The organism is Paraniabella ginsengisoli (genome assembly GCF_022513635.1).
In the GTDB taxonomy this organism is placed as follows: Bacteria; Bacteroidota; Bacteroidia; order Chitinophagales; family Chitinophagaceae; genus Niabella; species Niabella ginsengisoli.
The window spans coordinates 152,154-171,587 of sequence record NZ_JAKWBL010000001.1; the positions used below are offsets into that span (position 1 = coordinate 152,154).

A 19,434-nucleotide genomic window follows, 5' to 3' on the forward strand; every position below is an offset into this window, starting at 1 on the left:
TTAGCGTATATGAATCGTAAAAAGTTTATCGCTTCAACCACAGCATTAGCGGTTAGTCCTTTTTACAACTTAAGGCGAAAGATACAAGCGATAACAAAAACATTATACCTCCTTATCTAAAGCCTGGAGATATGATTGGGATAACGTCTCCGGCTGGATTTATAACGCGTGAAGACATCATTCCTTCTGCAACTTTGCTGCAACAATGGGGATTTAAAATTAGAGTGGGTTATACAATTGGAAAACGGGATCATACTTTTGGCGGCACTGATGCTGAGCGTTTAAGTGATATGCAAATGATGCTTGACGACCCTCAAGTTAAAGCCATAATGTGCGCGCGTGGCGGCTATGGTAGCGTTCGGATTGTTGATGGTTTGAAGTGGGATAAATTTAAACAAAATCCTAAGTGGATCATTGGGTTCAGTGATATTACCGTACTTCATTCTCATGTTCAGAAGAACCTGGGCATTGCAACAATCCATTCTAAAATGTGCAATAGTTTCCCAGACATTTGGGAGAGTGCAGACCCATTACAAAAGCAAACAATAGAGTCAATAAATAAAGCATTACGTGGGGATAGAATGGAATATGAGGCGCCAGCTGATACTTTTAATCGTACCGGTAATGCTAAAGCACAATTGGTTGGTGGCAACCTTAAAACACTGGAAAGCCTTGCTGGGTCTGCATCTGATATTGACACTGATGGAAAATTACTTTTTGTAGAAGATACCGGCGAGTATCTGTATAGTATTGATCGTATGTTTTGGAATCTTAAACGAACAGGAAAACTTTCCAAACTTTCGGGACTTATTATTGGAGGAATGAAGGTAAAGCAGGACGATCCCGGAGAATACTTTGGGCAAAGTGTGTATGATATTGTTATGAATAAGGTAAAGGAATATAATTATCCGGTTTGTTTTAACTTTCCTGTTGGTCATCAGATCGATAATTTCGCAGTGAAATGCGGTGTAATACATGAACTAATAGTTACCTCCTCCGGGGTTACTCTGAAAGAAGCGAATTAAAAATTTATTCGAACGTTTAATAAATGATTATTAAAACTCCACCCTATCTTAAACCAGGCGATACAATAGGGATCGTTTGTCCGGCCGGGTATATGGACTTTGAAAAAGCTGCCGAATGTGTAAAAATATTACAGGAAGAATGGGGTTACAAAGTGAAAGTGGGCAGCACGTTAGGCAGTAAATCCGAAACTTATTTTTCCGGAACAGATGAAGAAAGGTTGAAAGATTTTCAGAATATGCTTGACGATAATGAAGTGCAGGCGCTGCTTTGCGGCCGTGGTGGGTACGGGATGGGTAGAATCATCGACAAGATCAATTTCAAAAAATTTAAAAAAATCCGAAATGGGTAATTGGTTTTAGCGATATTACCATCTTTCATACACATGTTCATTCCAACTATTTTATTTCGTCGCTTCATGCACCAATGGCAGCTGCTTTTAATGATGCTGGTTATATCAACAGGTATGTAATTTCATTAAAAGATGCTTTGGAAGGTAAATGGGCAAAATATACATGCGAAGGGCATGATTTAAACAGAACTGGCGAAGCCGTAGGAGAATTAGTGGGTGGCAACTTAGCCTTAGTAGTTCACGGAATTGGTACACCTTCAGAAATCAAAACCAAAGGGCGTATTCTTTTTATTGAGGATATTGGTGAACAAAAATATGCGATCGATAGAATGATTTATCAATTGAAGAGAAGTGGAAAGTTAAACAAATTGGCTGGGCTGATAGTGGGTGGATTTACGGATACGCGGGACACAGAGCGACCATTTGGCGCAACGGTTCAGGAAATAATATATGATGCAGTTAAAGAATTTAAATATCCGGTTTGCTTTAATTTTCCCGTAAGCCACGATAAGGAAAATTATGCCCTTAAAATTGGAGTGGGTTATAAGTTAAAAGTGGCTACTAAAAAAGTGACGCTTGATGAATGATTACTATCGAATAATCGTGAAGAGATAAAAAAATTTTATTCTTTAAAAGGCATAAAAAAATCCCCAACATTAAAGATGTTGGGGACTTCATCAAAAACCATTAACCATTAAACCTTATCCTATGAAAATTCAATTCGAAATTACAACTTAAACTGATATTTTGCAAACGATTGTTAATGGTTTTATTGAATTTTCACATTTTTTTATCATTTCATTTGATTGCTATCAAATAATTCGCTATATGTAGGGCGAAGATGAGAACAAAGCTCAATAAATATGTATGAAAATTTCAATTTTTCTGTAAAAAGGAACCGTATTTAGAGAGCGCTAACGAAATTAACCCCTTTGATCATTATTTTCTGTAAGAAATACATTGTAAAGAGCAAAGTATTTTGACATTTCCGGAGAAAGCCTTTCCATGTTTTGTGTAAATGGCCTTTTTGGTGGTTTGGGCCTTTGTGGCCTTCTTGGCGGCGCACAAGAACTAATTATCGTAATAACTAGTATCAGGAAAAAAGATAGATACGAGATTTTTAGGGTTTTCATTTTGCTTTATTTTTATTGAATATTTACAACAAACAAGCCAAACATTCATGAAAAAGAAAAGCCACTTGTTAAAACAAGTGGCTCAAAAAAAGTTGAAATATGTTTAAAAAGTGTACCGTGCTGACACACCCACATTTGGATAAAAGTTGTTGTATTTGTTATAGTCAAATGGCTCAACAATGTGAAATGTAGGACGTACATCTGCAGAAACTGCTAAAGGTATTTTCTTGAATTTGTAATCAGCGCCTCCTGTAGGATATAAGCCTACTCCGAAACCGGTGTAATGATCATTATTCGAAAAGGTATTTGAAAGAACGATACCGCCGCCAACAAACCATTTAAGACCGTCTACAGGTTTAATATCGAAGTGATGTTGATATGTAGCCGCAGCAGAAACGCTTGTCCATTTGGGGCCGCCGCGTCCAACTCTGTCCGGATTGATACCCAGATTAAATTCCAGGGCAGAGGCGTCATTAAGGAATGTTTTGTATGCTGCAGATGCAACATCATAATAACCACTTCCTAATCTAAGGCCAATTGATTGTTTGTATTCGCTTTGCGCAAAAAGAGCCGTTGTAACATAAATAAAAGCCAGTGTGAGTGTAAATTTCATTTTCATTTTTTGGGATAATTTTTTAGAGCGCAAATGTAAAGAATAGAAGCGTTAATACTTATTTGAAGAATAGCTTAAAAAGAAAAAAACCTGCAAAATTGCAGGTTTTTAAAGATCTTATAATAAAAAATTAATTAGAAATCTTTATTGTAGTCGCTGCTACGGTCACGGTATCCGCCGCCGCCATAACCGCCGCCGCCGCTTTTCTTGTAACCGCCGCCGCCATAACCGCCGCCGCTGTTACCGCCGCCGCCAAAGCTTCTTTTTTGAAGCCACCGCCGCTGTTGCCACCTTCTTTTGGACGGCTTTCGTTTACTACGATATTTCTACCGTCAACTTCTGTTCCGTTTAAAGCAGTGATAGCAGCTTGTGCTTCATCATCATTAGCCATTTCTACAAAACCAAAGCCTTTGCTACGGTTTGTAAATTTATCTAAAACGATTTTAGCTGAAGTTACTTCTCCATGTGAGCTAAATAAATCTTGTAAGTCCTGGTCTTTTAGGTTCCAGCTTAAGTTACCAACGTAAATGTTCATTTTTTTGTTTTAAAAAATTTTAAAGAAAGTGAGAAAACAGTAACCAAGATCAATGAACATTTATGTAACATGGAACCTTAATACTGAATATACACCATAATATTATTACAAATATACTGGTAATTTAGTCGTTTCCGCAATAAAATTATTTTATTAAATCATGAAAAAAGCCCCAACCTGTCAGGAGGGGCTTAGAAATCAATTTTTTGAGAGTGCTAATTATTCAGAAACTACTTCAAATTCCAACTCGGTAGAATGGCCATTACCGAAATCGATAGTAGCTTTATGCGTACCTAATTCTTTAACTTCTTCAGTAATCTGAATTTTTTACGGTCAATTTCATAACCTTTTTGTTCGCGAATGGCCCTGCTGATTTGCAGATTAGTTACGCTACCAAAAATTTTACCGCTTGTACCGGTTTTAGCTCCAATTTTTAAAGGAGAAGCACTCAATTTGCTAACAACATCGTTGATTACTGCCAACATTGCTGCTTCTTTCTTTTTGGCTTGCTTAAGTCTTTCTTCTAATTGTTTTTTATTACTAGCGTTGTTTTCAACTGCTAATTTACTTGGTAATAAAAAGTTACGAGCGTAGCCATTTTTTACATTTACTACCTCATTTATACCGCCCAGGTTATCTACGTCCTGGATTAGAATTACTTCCATTGTATTATTTTTAGTCCCCTTTTGCCCAATCCTTGATTGTGACTGTCCTTCGCATGTAGCGAGTTAGGGATGGTTACTAATTGGTTCATGATTAATAGTTCATGGTTAATAGTTTTTCGCCATGAACTATAAGCTATGAACTATTTCATCAAATCTGTTACATAAGGTAAAAGTGCCATTTGGCGGGCTTTTTTAACAGCATCAGATACTCTGCGCTGAAACTTTAAGCTATTACCAGTTAGACGACGTGGTAATAATTTACCTTGTTCGTTCAGGAACTTTTTTAGAAACTCTATGTCTTTATAATCAACATAGTGGATGCCATATTTTTTAAAGCGGCAGAATTTTTTTACGCGCTTATCGGTTTTAATGGCTGTAAGGTATTTTATTTCATTCTTTGCCATAGTATTAAGCCTCCACTGCTTTTTCGTTTCCTGTTTTTACGCCACTAGCTTTTTTGCATTATACTCAACGGCGTATTTATCGAGTTTAGTGCAAAGGTGACGAAGTACTGATTCGTCACGAAGAAGCTGTATTTTAAGCTTCTCATTGAAGTCGGATGGCGCAGTATATTCCAGAACCCAGTATAAACCTGTAGTTTTTTTCTGGATTGGATACGCCAGTGATTTTAGTCCCCATGGGTTTTCGTGTACGATAGAGCCACCTGCTTCAGTTACCATGTCGGCAAACTTCTTCTGAGCAGTTTTAAACTCATCTTCGCTTAAAACCGGGGTAAAAATCACCATCAATTCATAATTGTTCATTACCCTGTGAAATTTGGTTAAAAAATAAAAATATCCCCAGCTTTTGCTAAGGGGCTGCAAAGATAGGTTTTTTAATTGAAAAACATTATGGCTGGTAATTTGAAACCTGCATATAATGTTGATGCATGCACTGAAGCTGAAGCTGTGCGACGCAATTTCGATGCCACAGGGTGCCGGTGCCGGGTAATTAATTGAAACAAAATTAATTAAGACTTGGATTATAATATAGATCTGACCAAACCGCCTTCAACTCGAATAGCTGCGCCATTGGTTGCAGATGCCAGCGGGCTGACATAAAATGCTATAATATCGGCTATTTCTTCTACTGAAGCGAAGCGCTGAATGAGTGATGTGGGCCTCATGTTTTTAAAGAAATCTTTTTCTACTTCTTCCACGCTTATATTATTAGCTTTTGACAGGTCTTCGATAAAACCGCCTACACCTTTCGATTTTGTTGGACCAGGCAAAATGGCGTTCACCGTTACATTACTACCTTTTGTTAGCTCCGCAAGGCCACGGCTAATAGCAAGTTGAGCGGTTTTTGTAAGTCCGTAATGAATCATCTCATCAGGGATAAATACTGCTGATTCACTTGAAATAAAGATGATCCTGCCCCAGTTTTTTTAAGCATTTTTGAAAAGAAATGACGGGCAAGCCTAATACCGCTCATAACGTTTACTTCAAAGAAGCGAAACCAATCTTCATCTGGTATTTCGTCAAAAGGCTTAGGTTCAAAAATTCCAGCATTATTCACAAGAATGTCTAAATCGGATGGCAATGCTGCTATTAAATTATTTACTTCTTCAACTTTGGAGAAATCGGCAGCTATGCCGCTTATGTTGAAAGTTGGATCAACGCTTTTAAGTTGGCTAACCACTTTGTCTACTGTTTCTTTACTACGGCCATTGATAATTACATTGGCGCCTTCTGTTAAAAGCCTTTTTGCTGTGGCCAATCCTATTCCTGCGGTTGAGCCACTTACAAACGCCGTTTTTCCGTTTAATTGTAGATCCATTATTTAAAATTTTGAATTCTGAAAGTATTAAACATATTACGTCTATTTCAAGGTTCTTGTTCAAATATTTTTCCTTTATTACAAAAAAATATGCCTGAAATCTCATGGAAATTTCAGGCATTCTCAACTTAAGGCTTATTTATTTTGTGTCGCCCAAACTGTATTCATTATTTTCTTCATCTTCTTCACCAATATCTTCGTTCTCATCGTCTTCTTCCTGGCCAGGCACATCTAAATCTTTACCATCAAGTGTTGTTTTCTCATTTAATTTTTCTCCTTCAAAGTCAACGTCGTCAAGTTGCGCGTTCTTTAGGTCGTCATCATCATCGGTTCCTACTGTTTCGGCTTGCTTTAAGAGGTCCTTTTCCTGTTTACTAACATTTGTCGCATCATTTAAGTCATCATCGACCTCGTCATCTAAAATACCAACACCTTCTTCATCATCAGATGCGGCTGTTAGATTTTCATCCTGGTTTAATTCAGGAGGTTTTACATTCTCCTGGCCAGGTATGTCATTAACATCAGGAAGGTCAAGTGTTCCCTCATCAGGTCTTAATTCTTTTTTGTCTTTATCAGAATCGGGGAGTTCGAAATTTAAGTTTGTCATAGATCGAGATTTTAGTTCATTGTAAAAGGACAAATACAGTGCCACGACAAACTAAAAATTGCTTAAAGCTTTTTAAAAATTACTTTCTGTATAACGGAATTCGTTTTAACAAATATTGCAAAGGGCTATCGTAGGCGCCTTCATTTTGAGCTAACAAAGCCCTTCTTTCTTCGTTATAGATATTTTTATTTTTATCTGTATAGATGTTTAACGTTACGCTGGTTTGATAATTAGCGGTATTAATTGTGCTTGAGGTTTCGTTATATTTTTTTCTCCTTCTTTTTTACTATCCTTATTTGATCCGCTGTTAGAAGATGTAGTAATGCTGGATGTAAGCGTTTGTGTAATAGTGCCGTCAACAACATATTCTACTCCCAGTATATTGCATATTTCATCCATCGTGTAGCTCATCATATTAGACCTGCTAATACCAGCTTTGGCAAGTATGGCATTAGTAGTTCGAGGATCGACAACTGTAAATTCTCCGGAATGTTTACTTAAAAGCATGTAAGCGGTGTTTTGTGCTTTGTAGCTCATTTCATCGCTTGCGCTCTGGCTGTTTTTGATATACCCAAAGGGTAAAATAGCTACTTTATTATGATGGTCTTCAAGAGATATGTTGGAAGGTTTATTGTTGGCATTTTTTTCGGATGCTAAAGGCTGCTTGTTAAAGAACTCTATGCGGCGCTGCCATAAGTGACCTTAACAATATCTTGTTTTTTGATTTTGTAAATCAATGATTCCCCCTCGTAAGTAAATTTCACTTCATCATCTTCAATTTCTACAACTTTACCTTGCAGCTCATCACCATTTGTTTTAAGAATTATATCAATGTTAGATTTTTCAATGGTTTGGGCATTAACACAGAAGAAGCATATACATGCTATTAAAAAAGCAATTGCATTTTTCATTTTAAACGATTTGGTTTAGAATCTATTCAAAGATAGCATAATCTAAAATCGATTACAGCAGGTAGGTAAAATATATTGGACACAAAAAAGCCCGGCAATAACCGGGCGATCGTACAAAGATTTTCTTACTTAATCTCTTCTTTTATATCTTCCATTAACTTGTGTGCTATATGGTTGGCTTTACTTTCAAAATCGCTCTCAGAATAAATCCGGATGATAGGTTCTGTATTTGATGTACGCAGATGCACCCAATCGTTATCAAACTCTATTTTAAGCCCATCCTCATCATTTATCGGGTTTTTAGCATATTTCTTTTTAATACTTTTAAAGATGGATTTAACATCGATATTGCTGTCGAGCTCGATCTTATTTTTGCTAATAAAGTAATCAGGATAATTATTACGCAGAGATTTGATGCTGCCTTTTTGATTGGATAAATGAGAAAGAAATAATGCAATACCAATAAGTGCATCTCGTCCATAATGAAAATCGGGAACGATAATGCCGCCATTGCCTTCGCCGCCAATTACAGCATTTACGTCTTTCATCTTTTTAACCACATTTACTTCGCCTACGGCGGATGGGAAATATTCGCCGCCTCTTTTCAGCGTAATTTCTTTCAATGCTTTGGTGCTGCTCATGTTGCTTACTGTGTTACCTTTCTTTTGCGATAAAATGTAATCTGCAACAGCAACCAATGTATATTCTTCGCCAAACATGCTGCCGTCTTCGCATACAAAACAAAGCCTGTCTACATCCGGATCTACGGCAATGCCCAAATGTGCTTTTTCCTTAACTACTGTATTGCTAAGCTCTGTTAGGTTGTGAGGTAAGGGTTCAGGATTATGAGCAAAATTTCCGGTGACCTCTTTATTCAGAACAACAATGTTTTCAACTCCTATAGCGTTTAACAAAGCCGGAACAAAAGTGGCTCCTGTTGAGTTGATCGCGTCAACCACTACTTTAAAATCTTTTGCGGCAATGGCATCTTTATTTACCAAAGGATAATTAAGAATGGCATCAATATGCTTCTGCATATAAGATGTATCGGAAGTTATTTTTCCTAACTTATCTACAGGCACAAATGTGAAATCTTCAGCTTCAGCAATACGCAATAATTCTTCCCCGTTTCTGCAGAAATAAATTCTCCTTTTTCGTTTAACAGTTTCAGCGCGTTCCATTCTTTTGGGTTATGACTTGCAGTAAGAATGATGCCGCCATCGGCCTTCTCCATCGGAACCGCAATTTCAACCGTTGGCGTGGTGCTTAAGCCTAAATCCACCACATCAATTCCCATTGCCGATAAAGTGGATTGCACAAGGCTGCTTACCATGCTCCCGCTAATGCGCCCGTCGCGGCCAATAACCACTTTGACAGATTTGTTTTTCGCAGCATTTTTTTTAAGATGGCGCCGTAGGCTGCCGTAAACTTCACTACGTCTACAGGAGAAAGCGTCTCGCCGGTTTGTCCGCCGATTGTTCCACGTATTCCAGATATACTTTTTATAAGAGGCATATTGTTTATCTTATTTGGGCTGCAAATGTAGTTAGAAAGTGGGGAAAAAGTCAGGGAAAGACCGGAAGTCGGAAAGACCGCAAGTCGGAAAGACCGCAAGTCGGAAAGACCGGAAGTCGGTTTCCAGGATTACTTCATATCCGTATTTCTAAAAAAGACAATCATGTCGTAATTATCGGCTAAACGTATTGGCCAATCAATAACAGTTCCCATTGCTCCCATATTTCTGAGCATTTTTGTTCTTTCGGCTACCAAAAATTTTGTTTTCGGATTACTTCTTGCATCAGCTATATCCAGTATAAAGTTGGGGTATTTACATTGCTGGAAATAGTACTCAACGGCTTTGCTATCCTTAACGGCATCAAAATATTTGCTTTGATAATCTTTCGATCTTTCATCAAAAACAGTCACGCCTCCTGCGCCGAAATCAGTTGCAATTACAAAGTACTTGTCTTTATAAAAATTGTTAAGGAGATATCCGAGCGATCGCATTTTTCCAAATTTCGTTTTTTGAACATGTCCATTATGTGCCAATACAATTGCCTTGTTTTGATACGAGTTTGCCACAATAGCTTTTGTGTTTTTAAACATATAACCGTCTCTCACATTAAAACCGCCTCTTCCAAATCTTTGGCGATAAGCAAAATCTATTTGTTGATTTAAAAGCGGCAAATAAGTTTTACATCTGGGGTCATTGCAGTCGGCACTCAATTTTTCAGCAATTGATTTTATATTTTCAAAATCGGCTTTTGCTAGGTTTTTATATCCAACACCGACGTTGCTGGTAAATTTCTTTAAAACAACATTGTCAGCAGGAGTGAACTGATGATAGTCTTTGATGCGATTTATAATACTATAAAAACCCCGCACTTCCATCCCATAAATATGTACTCTTTCATTTTCGGGTTTGTTTTTATTGTATGCCCGCAACCAATCCAATTCTTTTTTATTGGTAACTACAGGCTGAATATTTCCAATAAGCTCAAGGCTGTCCGTTTGGTTATTAATGTAAGCATCAATTATTTCAGCGGCTAAAATATCGCCTTCATCAATAATCGCTTTATAATCCATTTCCTGAACTAAAAATCGTATTAATCTTTGTCGGTAAGTGTTGTAAACTGCTGTGCCGTGTGTGCTTTCGCCTATACCAATTACCGTTGCATTTTTTAAAGAGGTTTTTAGAAAATAAATGTCATCAAAATTATCTTCGGGGTTGACTGTTGTGATTGGGTTTATAATATCGTTTAAGTTGTTTACTTTTTCTTCAATGTTGGTTTGTGAAAATGCCGTATTAAATAATAGGCATAAAGCAAGTAGTAATAGTTTTATTGGCATAAAGTAAAGTTTGAGCAAAAATAATGTACCGTGTTTTGTATCATTAAAAAGAGGTTGTTAATTAACAGCTTGTTAAGTTAGAATTATCAGCAGGTGCTAAACGGCTTATTTCTGTTTAACAAATTAAAAAAGTAAATTTGTGCAAACATCAATATAATGGCAAACGTATTGGAAAAAGAATGGAACAGCTATTTCATGCAATTGAATGAAACGGAAAAGAAATCTGTTTTGCAAATGCTTCGTGTTTTTCTAAATGGGCGCAAGAAAAATTCCGAAGAAAAAATTAGCATTGAGCAATATAATCGGGAATTAGATGAGGCAATGGCCCGAATTGATAATGGTGAGTTTATCACAATGGATGAGCTGGAAAAAGACATACAATCGTGGTAAGTAACAATCGGAGATTGATAATTGATGTAGAAGCTCAAAAACAACTTCGTGAAATTTATATTTATATTAGAAAAAGCTCATTGCAAAATGCAGAAAAGGTAAAGAATAGAATACTGGCTACCATAAAAGAATTACCTAAAAACCCTGAACGGCATAATCCTGATAAATACCGAATGAAAAACGAGGACGGCTCTTATCGAGCTTACGAGGTGTACAAATACCGGATTGCCTACCATGTATCAGCCCAAGAAATTCGGGTTATACAAATACGCCACACAAGTATGAAGCCTAAAGAATACTAACCACCATTGCCTCGCGTTAATATTCCTCAGCTTGCCTAATTATAATTACTTTTGCCCACAAATTACAAGCATTAATCAAGGTTATGAGCGAATTTAAAAGAGTGTTGGTTACGGCGGCATTGCCGTATGCGAACGGGCCTATTCATATTGGTCATTTGGCAGGCTGCTATATTCCTGCAGATATTTATGTAAGATTTTTACGTGCGCAAAATAAAGATGTAAAATTTATTGGCGGAAGTGATGAACATGGCGTGCCTATTACCATTCGTGCCATGAAGGAAGGTGTGCAGCCGCAGCAAATTGTGGATCGCTATCACGAACAAATAAAAAACAGCTTTAACCAAATGGGCATTTCCTTTGATGTTTATTCCAGAACATCAAGCCCCGTGCATCATGAAACTGCATCGGCATTTTTCAAAAAATTGTATGATGATGGCTTATTTGAAGAAAAAGAAACGGAGCAATTTTACGATGAAAAAACCAATACTTTTTTAGCAGACAGATATATTACCGGCGAATGTCCGGTTTGTCACAACCCCAATGCTTATGGCGATCAGTGCGAAAAATGCGGAAGCTCTTTATCGCCCGAACAATTGATCAATCCCCGAAGCGCTTTGAGCGATGCGATTCCTGTTAAAAAGAAAACAAAGCATTGGTATTTTCCTTTACAGAATTATGAAGATTTTTTAAAGAAATGGATACTGGAAGATCATACCGAATGGAAGAACAATGTATTTGGACAATGTAAAAGCTGGCTCGACAGTGGGTTGCAAAGCCGCGCCATGACGCGCGATAGCAATTGGGGAATAAAAGTTCCAAGCCCCCGGCCCCCGAAGGGGAGGCGGAAAAGTGTTGTATGTATGGTTTGATGCACCTATCGGATATATTTCTGCTACCAAAGAATTAACGGATAAATGGGCGGATTACTGGTGCCAGGAAGACACAAAACTGGTTCATTTTATAGGAAAAGATAATATCGTTTTTCATTGCATTATTTTTCCTGCTATGCTTAAAGCACATGGCGGTTTTGTGTTGCCTGATAATGTACCAGCCAACGAATTTCTAAATATCGAAGGAGATAAAGTTTCAACAAGTCGCAACTGGGCGGTGTGGGTACACGAATTCATTAAAGATTTTCCGGGTTGTGAAGATGTGCTGCGGTATGTGCTTTGTGCCAATGCGCCTGAAAATAAGGACAATGACTTTACCTGGAAAGATTTTCAGGACAGAAACAATAACGAACTGGGTTCCATATTTGGGAATTTCGTTAATCGCGCATTTGTATTGATGCATAAATTATGCGGAGGTAAAGTACCTAAATTACATACGGACGTTTTAGATGAAAAGGACCAAGCTATTATTTCCGATATAGAAGCGGCTAAAGGAAAAGTACAAACCGCGTTGGAGCATTATCGTTTCCGGGATGCTTTGTATGAAGTAATTGATTTGAGCCGTAAGGGGAATAAGTACATGCAGGAAAAAGAACCCTGGATAGTAGCTAAAAAAGTAGCGGAAGATTCCGATGCGCAAAAAAGCATTGATAATTGTTTACATCTTTGTCTTCAGTTAACCGCCAACCTCGCTATTTTAATTAATCCGTTTTTACCTGCAACAGCCAGGAAAATGCTTCACATGATGAAAGTGGTTGATAAAATGTTGGATTGGGATAATGCAGGGAAAATAAACCTGTTAAGTGTAGGCTATTCTTTAAGAGCACCTGAAATTTTGTTCAGAAAGATTGAAGATGTGGAAATCGAGGCACAAATACAGAGCTAAAAGCAGGTGCCTCCCCTAGCTCCTCCGGTGGAGGAGAATTAAATGCAGCGAAAGCGGATGCCAAATCTGAAATCTCAAATCTCAAATCTGAAATCTCTTTTGATGATTTCGCTAAAATCGACTTGAGATCAGGAACAATACTATCTGCAGAGAAAGTTCAAAAAGCAGATAAACTCTTAAAGTTGGAGGTAGATCTGGGTTTTGAAAAAAGAACCATTGTTTCAGGTATTGCCCAACACTTTAGTGCAGAAAGCATTATTGGTAAACGAGTTGTTGTAGTTGCTAATCTGGCACCGCGCAAAATGCGTGGTATCGAAAGTAACGGCATGATACTAATGGCAGAAGATGCGGATGGGAAATTAATTTTTATTAATTCTGACGAAGCTGCAGTTAATGGAAGCCAGGTAAGTTAAAACTATTAAGAACAAATTATAAAAAGGTCGAATGTTTTGTTCGGCCTTTTGTGTATTTTTAATATACCGGACCTGTCCCTATGTAATAATTGACCATCGCAAAAACCATAAATACCGTATTTGAAGAAGAGGATTAGTTTAAGAGAATTAAAGCTAAAAAAGCTGCGCTTTAAAAGGCTGAGGTACCGCAGTATGCTGATATTGCTGGGTATTATAGCCACCGTAATACTTGCTTTTAATTTTTGGTTTATTGATCACGCAGAAGAAGCGCTTGAGCAAATCGTCTATACACAATCCAATGGAAAACTTAAACTAAAGGTCAAAGAGTTTAAATTTAACTGGATAAAAAATAAAATCGAACTTAAAGAAGCTTCTATATTCAGCACCGACACAACAGCGGCTACTAGTTATTCAGTTAACACAAAGAATATTAGCATAAAAGCAAGAGGGTTTTTACCGCTTTTATTCAAGAAGGAAATACTGATCGACTCTATAAAACTTACTTCTCCAAGCGTCATTTTTACACGTAATAAAGCCCGTGTAAAAAGCAAGGACACTACAGCCACCGACAATAGTAGCTTCTCCGTTGCTGAAGAAATGGGGCGTATATCCAGATCATTAACAGACGCGATAAATGTTTTACAGATCGATAAATTTCGATTGGATAATGGAAGTTTTTCTTTGGTAGATAAAACCAGAACCAATGAAACGCCCTTTGCTGTAAGTAATATATATGTACAGCTTGATAATCTTCAATTGGATAGTACCACTGGCGGAAGGAATAAAGAAAAAATTTCTTTCACAGATAATATAGCTATTCGAACATTTAATCAGAACATAGCCTTTCCCGGTGGGCGTCATTTTATTGCATTTAAAGATTTTAGGGTTAACCTTCAGAATAAGCGGGTGGAATTCGATAGTTGTACGCTTCGTGCTGTTAAAGGAGACAGCTCAAAAACTGCATTCAAAATATTCTTTGATAAACTCCAGCTCACCAATATCAATTTCGACTCACTTTATAGTTCTGAAACTATTATTGCAGACTCTGTTTTTTGCAATCGCCCTCAAATATTTTTGGATATAGACAGCGATAAAAGCAATGGCAAAAACAAAAAGAAAAAAGGACGCCAGGAAAGGATCGATGGTGTGATACAGCAATTGCTGGGAGACATGAGATTGGGGTATGTAGGAGTTAAGAATGCTAATATTAATGTGAATACAATCCGGCGGGGCAAGACAAGTACGTTTTCATCGAAAGATAATAATTTCGATATGTACGGTCTGGTGGTGATTCAGGATGATGTGCGACCCATCTCTCTTGATAAGTTTGTGATGTCGCTACACAACTATGAAAATGTTCTAAGAGATGGGCGTTATGCTATATCTTTTGACAGTATACGTTTCGAAGACGACATTATCAATCTCAGTAAGTTTAATTTTAAAGAGTTTGACAAAGGACGCATCATTAAAAGCCTTTCTATGCCTAGCTTTCAGGTGCGTGGTCTTTCGTGGGAGGCGCTTCTTTATGAAAATATTTTCTCCGCGCAAAGTGCTGTTTTTTATGATCCCAAAGTGAATTATACGCTAATACGCAAGAAAGGAAAAGCCAGGTCAAAAAATTTATTTGAAGCGCTTAATAATGTTGATGATGTAATGGACCTTAAAAATCTTGGTATTCATCGAGGCGATATAACGCTGACCTTTCCTAAAGGGGCAACCTTACATCTTGCCAATACCAATATTGATCTTCGGGCTAATGATTTTACGAGTTCCAATCGAATAAAAAGTGTACAGCGTTCCGTAAATGAATTGAGTTTTGACAAAGGAACTTTAAAAAAGGAGACTTTACTGCTTATCTGACTAAAGTCCATCTCTCTGAAAATAAAAGTGGCCTTACAGCAAACAGCCTTTTGCTGAATTCAAATAACCTGAAAGCAAACGCTCAAAATATACATATTGGTACCGTGGTTCTGGACAGTGTAAGTCAAAGTATTTTCATAGATGGTGTACGATGGGGCAATGCTACCTTGGATATGACACAAGCATCGAAAAAGCAGCCGGCCCGATAAAGCAAAGAAAAAGAAAACGCCATTAGTTCTCAGAAATATTCAGGGTTCGAATACATCTATCGCAGTTGCATTAAAAGAAAACAATATCACAGGGAAGTTTAACAAGATACTTTTAAACGAGTTTACACAAAATGCAGCAGGCAAGCCGGAAATAAAAGGGTTGAGTCTTGACGGACAGGAAGTTTTAATGTTAGGTCCTGACTTGCGGGTGTCTGTTGGCCAACTGGATATAAAAGACAAAAATCATAGTGTAATAAAAGATATTCAGATTGAGAAAATAAACAGCATTGACTCGATTATTGCCGTTATACCTAAGCTTACCATTATTCCAAACATCACCGAAATTGTAAGCGGCAATTTAACCCTGCAGGGCCTTGTAATTTCAGACCCGAAGATTGATGTGAAACTTGGAAAAAAGATACTACTATACAGAAGGAAAAAAAGAAACCTACAAGCATTGAACTCGGTTCTGCTTTGCTGGAGCGGCCCGATATCAAAGTATCTATTACCAATCAGAAAGATTCCGCGAGTTATATAAGTTGGGACGGATCTAAATTAAATAGTTACTTAAAGATAACTGACTTTAAGTCCACTCCGGATGCGCCTGTAACCGCGGCTCAAATAAAAATGTTCCTTACCAACTTTGAGTTTATAACTGCCAAAGGCATGAAATATGCAACAAATGACAATAAGCTGAATATAGAATTGAATGATGTTTTAGTTAAGAAGAACGAAGATGATAAAATGGATTGGCGTACCAATCTGAATATTCTTTCCTTAGATAAATTGGGATTTGATAGTTTGGGTGCAAATAATGCGGTATTGGAACTTGACAAAGGAGATGTCAGAAATGTGGCCTTAAATTCTAAATATGTTGGCAATGTAGGGGATATTATCACAAATAGCCCAGCCCTAAGTATAAACGGAACCAATGGCAAATTTACAACTGCTAAGAGTACGCTTCAATGGCATGGATTCACTGTTAAAGACCGCGTGCTGGGTGTTGATTCTTTCAGCCTTGTTCCACAGCAATCAGTTGAAGAATACCGTATTGCCAAAGCATTCAACGAAGATTATTTAAAAATAAAAACAGGTAAAATAATTGGTGGGCCCATCGATCTTGAAAAATATAATAACGATAGTATTTTAAGTATCGGACGTATTGAGTTGAATGATGTAGATCTTTTCACATTTAAAGATAAAACCCAGCCAGACACCGCTAAAAGATATAAGCCTCTACCAGCAGAAATGCTACTAAAGCTCAAAAGTAGCCTGAACATCGACAGCGTTAAGCTAAACAATATGAATGTAACTTATTGGGAGATCAATCCTGATACAGATACGTTGGGCATTATTTCGGTGGCAGATCTGAATGTAGCAATGCGCAATATTAAAAACTATGACATAAAACCTAACGACAGTATTTATATAATCGCATCGGCCAATGTGTTGAATCAATTGCATACTACACTTAATGTTGCACAATCTTATGCCGACACTACCGGGTATATGCGAATGGATCTAACAACAGGCCCAATGGATCTTACGCAATTCAATACGGTCTTGGTTCCATTGGTGGGCGCGAAAGTATTTAGCGGCAATTTGGAAAGCCTGCAGGTAAATGCCATTGGTACTAATGACGCAGCAATTGGCAATGCCTATATGCATTACAATGGTTTAAAACTTGGCTTGCTCAATAAAAAAGATTTACCCAATCAAACCTGTATTAATAAAATTGTTAGCTGGGCAGCCATGACATTTATTATTCGCAATAACAATCGTGGCAAAGAATCTTTGGTGTTTTTTGAACGCTGGCAGGACAAGTCTCCGATCAACTACATCATTAAAACTACATTGGAGGGTATTAAGTCGAGCGTCGGATTGCCAGGCGCTAAAAAGAAGCTACGTAAGTATAATAAACGAAAAGCAGAAGAAAAGAAAAATGATTAGCCCAGCTTCAGTACTTATGGCATCTTCGTTGCCACGCTCGGTTTATCGTTCCGATTATCTATCATCAACAAAATCCCCTGAGAGTTTAGTAGATCACACGCTCCGAAGGAGTCCTTTGAACTTCAACTTCAATACAAATCTCAATAATGTATATCTTCGAATATTTATAACATGTCAACAGAAAATCTTCTTACAAACTTCAATTTCAATAATTATCTTTTTTCTTTTGATAAAACAAAAATCGACATAGGTATAGTTTATCAATATCTTGCTGATGAAAGTTACTGGGCAAAAAAATCCCATTAAAAACAGTCGAGCGATCCATTGAAAATTCAATCTGTTTAGGAATTTATGATGGCGATAATACGCTCGTGGGTTTTGGCCGTATTATAACCGATAAGGCCACTTTCGCTTATCTTGCTGATGTTTTTATCCTCGACGCACATCGTGGCAGGGGATTATCAAAGAAAATGGTAGAAGCATTTTGTCAGATAGCAGATCATTTTGGATTAAGAAGAATGATGCTTGCTACTCAGGATGCGCATGAATTATATAAACAGTTTGGGTTTGAACAACTCACAAATCCAGAAACAATTATGAATAGAAAGGGAGGAGAATTAGTTGACAGTTGACAGATGACAGTTGACCGTTTGTACGACTAAAACAGACTGGCGTTTTTTATTCAGGGGTGTATAACAAATGTGCCTCTGTGTGAGGCGTCCTCGCCTCACACTAATATGCTATCGCCTCCGGGCGATTTAAATGTAGTAAAAAAGGTGAATCTGTTATACACGCCTTTTTGACCATCAAACTAACTTTTTTATCTCTGAACTATCAGTCTGTCATCTCCAATCTGTCATCTGTCATCTCTTCCACTATTAGTCCATCTATCTTATATATTTATTTATAATACCTTTGCGCGTTAAATCGCACGCTTTGTTATGGAACGGATATATTTAGATAATGCAGCAACTACATCACTTGATAAAGAAGTATTGGATGCCATGTTACCCTACATGACCACTCATTTCGGTAACCCATCTTCAATATATTCTTATGGCCGCGAAACCCGGCTAGCGGTAGAAAATGCACGTAAAAGCGTAGCGCGCTTATTAGGCGCGCATCCTGGCGAAATATTTTTTACCAGCGGCGGCACAGAAGCCAACAATACTGCTATTCTGGCATCTATCAGGGATTTGGGTTGCAAACATATTATCACTTCGCCTATTGAACATCACGCCGTATTGCATACCGTATCTCATTACGCAAGCGGCGATGTATCGCATAGCTTTGTAAGGTTATTGCCGGATGGGCATGTGGATTTAAAAAACCTGGAAGAACAACTGGCCAATACCGAAGGAAAATGTTTGGTAAGTTTGATGCACGCTAATAATGAAATTGGAAATTTGTTAGGCATTAATGCGGTAAGTGCTTTGTGTAAAAAATATAATGCGCTTTTTCATTCTGATTGTGTGCAGACAGTGGGACATTATCCTACTGATCTGAGTCGTATACAGGTTGATTTTATTTCCGCGGCTGGTCATAAATTTCACGGACCAAAAGGCGCAGGTATTTTATACGTAAATCGTGAATTACAGATAAAGCCAATGATACATGGCGGCGGACAAGAAAGAAATATGCGTGCCGGAACTGAAAATATTTACGGCATCGTTGGCTTTGCCAAAGCTTTGCAATTAGCCATGGATCATTATGAAAAAGATTCGGAATATATTAAATCACTGAAAACCTACATGGCGGAGCAATTGCAACAAGAGATTCCGTCAGTGACTTTTAATGGTGATTATAATGGCAGCTCGTTGTACACCGTGCTGAATGCATCGTTTCCACTAAGTGAAAAATCGGAAATGTTGCTATTCAATTTGGATATCAACAATATTTGTGTATCTGGTGGAAGCGCCTGCAGCAGCGGCGCCAATCAGGGCTCGCATGTTATTAACGAAGTAAGCGGCGATCCCAATAAAGTAGCGATCCGGTTTTCTTTTAGCAAACACAATACGAAGGAAGAAATAGACATTGTGATTGCTAAGTTGAAGGAGTTGATGTAG

General features: G+C 37.7%; 23 protein-coding genes and 3 pseudogenes. 13 read left to right on the forward strand and 13 right to left on the reverse strand.

Going from position 1 to position 19,434, the window contains the following annotated elements; genetic code table 11:
• Positions 1-131: 131 nt before the first annotated feature.
• The 3 genes and pseudogenes from MKP09_RS00780 (at position 132) to MKP09_RS00790 (ending at position 1,962) form a co-directional block, all read left to right on the forward strand.
• Entirely contained in the window at positions 132-1,025 is an 894-nt protein-coding gene (locus MKP09_RS00780) for a S66 peptidase family protein (RefSeq protein WP_240825705.1), read from the forward strand.
• Between the two features lie 92 nt (positions 1,026-1,117).
• Positions 1,118-1,386, forward strand: a pseudogene (locus MKP09_RS00785) (LD-carboxypeptidase); the annotation flags it as partial.
• 63 nt (positions 1,387-1,449) lie between these two features.
• Positions 1,450-1,962: a S66 peptidase family protein gene (locus MKP09_RS00790; protein ID WP_240829031.1), complete on the forward strand. Its 513-nt coding sequence runs from the start codon at positions 1,450-1,452 to the stop codon at positions 1,960-1,962.
• Positions 1,963-2,611: 649 nt separating this feature from the next.
• On the opposite strand, the gene MKP09_RS00795 is transcribed toward MKP09_RS00790, so the two are convergent.
• From MKP09_RS00795 to MKP09_RS00860, 13 genes and pseudogenes are all read right to left on the reverse strand, one after another.
• Positions 2,612-3,121: a hypothetical protein gene (locus tag MKP09_RS00795; RefSeq protein WP_240825714.1), complete on the reverse strand. Its 510-nt coding sequence runs from the start codon at positions 3,119-3,121 to the stop codon at positions 2,612-2,614.
• Positions 3,122-3,251: 130 nt separating this feature from the next.
• Positions 3,252-3,656, reverse strand: coding sequence for an RNA-binding regulator (gene rbp, locus MKP09_RS00800; RefSeq protein WP_240825716.1), 405 nt, complete (start codon positions 3,654-3,656; stop codon positions 3,252-3,254).
• A 293-nt stretch (positions 3,657-3,949) separates the two neighbouring features.
• Positions 3,950-4,321: a 50S ribosomal protein L9 gene (gene rplI, locus MKP09_RS00805; protein ID WP_240825726.1), complete on the reverse strand. Its 372-nt coding sequence runs from the start codon at positions 4,319-4,321 to the stop codon at positions 3,950-3,952.
• A gap of 140 nt (positions 4,322-4,461) precedes the next feature.
• Positions 4,462-4,725, reverse strand: a complete 264-nt coding sequence (rpsR, locus tag MKP09_RS00810; protein WP_240825728.1) for a 30S ribosomal protein S18 — start codon at positions 4,723-4,725, stop codon at positions 4,462-4,464.
• A 36-nt stretch (positions 4,726-4,761) separates the two neighbouring features.
• On the reverse strand, positions 4,762-5,145 hold the full coding sequence (rpsF, locus tag MKP09_RS00815; protein ID WP_240825738.1) for a 30S ribosomal protein S6: 384 nt from the start codon (positions 5,143-5,145) through the stop codon (positions 4,762-4,764).
• A gap of 158 nt (positions 5,146-5,303) precedes the next feature.
• Positions 5,304-6,100 (reverse strand): annotated as a pseudogene (locus tag MKP09_RS27740) (SDR family NAD(P)-dependent oxidoreductase).
• Between the two features lie 139 nt (positions 6,101-6,239).
• Entirely contained in the window at positions 6,240-6,707 is a 468-nt protein-coding gene (locus tag MKP09_RS00830) for a hypothetical protein (RefSeq protein ID WP_240825744.1), read from the reverse strand.
• A gap of 213 nt (positions 6,708-6,920) precedes the next feature.
• Positions 6,921-7,244: a hypothetical protein gene (locus MKP09_RS00835; RefSeq protein ID WP_240825746.1), complete on the reverse strand. Its 324-nt coding sequence runs from the start codon at positions 7,242-7,244 to the stop codon at positions 6,921-6,923.
• A gap of 140 nt (positions 7,245-7,384) precedes the next feature.
• Entirely contained in the window at positions 7,385-7,618 is a 234-nt protein-coding gene (locus MKP09_RS00840) for a hypothetical protein (protein ID WP_240825748.1), read from the reverse strand.
• Between the two features lie 125 nt (positions 7,619-7,743).
• On the reverse strand, positions 7,744-8,733 hold the full coding sequence (locus MKP09_RS00845; protein WP_240825756.1) for a phosphohexomutase domain-containing protein: 990 nt from the start codon (positions 8,731-8,733) through the stop codon (positions 7,744-7,746).
• Positions 8,691-8,987: a hypothetical protein gene (locus MKP09_RS00850; RefSeq protein WP_240825758.1), complete on the reverse strand. Its 297-nt coding sequence runs from the start codon at positions 8,985-8,987 to the stop codon at positions 8,691-8,693. The genes MKP09_RS00845 and MKP09_RS00850 overlap by 43 nt, the downstream gene beginning before the upstream one ends.
• Positions 8,945-9,133 carry a hypothetical protein gene (locus MKP09_RS00855; protein WP_240825760.1) on the reverse strand — a complete coding sequence of 63 codons (189 nt, stop codon included), beginning with the start codon at positions 9,131-9,133 and terminating at the stop codon, positions 8,945-8,947. The genes MKP09_RS00850 and MKP09_RS00855 overlap by 43 nt, the downstream gene beginning before the upstream one ends.
• Positions 9,134-9,262: 129 nt before the next feature.
• Positions 9,263-10,468: an erythromycin esterase family protein gene (locus tag MKP09_RS00860; RefSeq protein ID WP_240825762.1), complete on the reverse strand. Its 1,206-nt coding sequence runs from the start codon at positions 10,466-10,468 to the stop codon at positions 9,263-9,265.
• 156 nt (positions 10,469-10,624) lie between these two features.
• On the opposite strand from MKP09_RS00860, the gene MKP09_RS00865 reads away from it, so the two are divergent.
• The 10 genes and pseudogenes from MKP09_RS00865 to MKP09_RS00900 all read left to right on the forward strand — a co-directional run bounded on the left by MKP09_RS00865 (position 10,625) and on the right by MKP09_RS00900 (position 19,434).
• A complete protein-coding gene (locus tag MKP09_RS00865; RefSeq protein ID WP_240825764.1) occupies positions 10,625-10,858 on the forward strand; it encodes a hypothetical protein in 234 nt (77 codons plus the stop codon).
• 14 nt (positions 10,859-10,872) lie between these two features.
• Positions 10,873-11,160 (forward strand): type II toxin-antitoxin system RelE/ParE family toxin, encoded by a 288-nt coding sequence (locus tag MKP09_RS00870; protein ID WP_240825766.1) that lies wholly within the window; start codon positions 10,873-10,875, stop codon positions 11,158-11,160.
• 83 nt (positions 11,161-11,243) lie between these two features.
• Positions 11,244-12,029, forward strand: a complete 786-nt coding sequence (locus tag MKP09_RS25095; RefSeq protein ID WP_262915050.1) for a class I tRNA ligase family protein — start codon at positions 11,244-11,246, stop codon at positions 12,027-12,029.
• The gene (locus tag MKP09_RS25100) at positions 12,013-12,936 is read left to right on the forward strand and encodes a methionine--tRNA ligase (protein ID WP_262915051.1); all 924 of its coding nucleotides are present in this window, start codon (positions 12,013-12,015) and stop codon (positions 12,934-12,936) included. Before MKP09_RS25095 ends, MKP09_RS25100 begins: the two co-directional genes overlap by 17 nt.
• A 44-nt stretch (positions 12,937-12,980) precedes the next feature.
• A pseudogene (gene metG / locus MKP09_RS25105) lies at positions 12,981-13,349 on the forward strand (methionine--tRNA ligase subunit beta); the annotation flags it as partial.
• 120 nt (positions 13,350-13,469) lie between these two features.
• Positions 13,470-15,209, forward strand: a complete 1,740-nt coding sequence (locus MKP09_RS00880) for an AsmA family protein (protein ID WP_240825768.1) — start codon at positions 13,470-13,472, stop codon at positions 15,207-15,209.
• 369 nt (positions 15,210-15,578) lie between these two features.
• A complete protein-coding gene (locus MKP09_RS00885; RefSeq protein WP_240825770.1) occupies positions 15,579-15,956 on the forward strand; it encodes a hypothetical protein in 378 nt (125 codons plus the stop codon).
• Entirely contained in the window at positions 15,893-17,368 is a 1,476-nt protein-coding gene (locus tag MKP09_RS00890; RefSeq protein WP_240825772.1) for a hypothetical protein, read from the forward strand. The genes MKP09_RS00885 and MKP09_RS00890 overlap by 64 nt, the downstream gene beginning before the upstream one ends.
• A gap of 347 nt (positions 17,369-17,715) precedes the next feature.
• Positions 17,716-18,000, forward strand: coding sequence for a GNAT family N-acetyltransferase (locus MKP09_RS00895; RefSeq protein ID WP_240829033.1), 285 nt, complete (start codon positions 17,716-17,718; stop codon positions 17,998-18,000).
• Positions 18,001-18,309: 309 nt separating this feature from the next.
• Positions 18,310-19,434 (forward strand): cysteine desulfurase family protein, encoded by a 1,125-nt coding sequence (locus MKP09_RS00900; RefSeq protein ID WP_240825774.1) that lies wholly within the window; start codon positions 18,310-18,312, stop codon positions 19,432-19,434.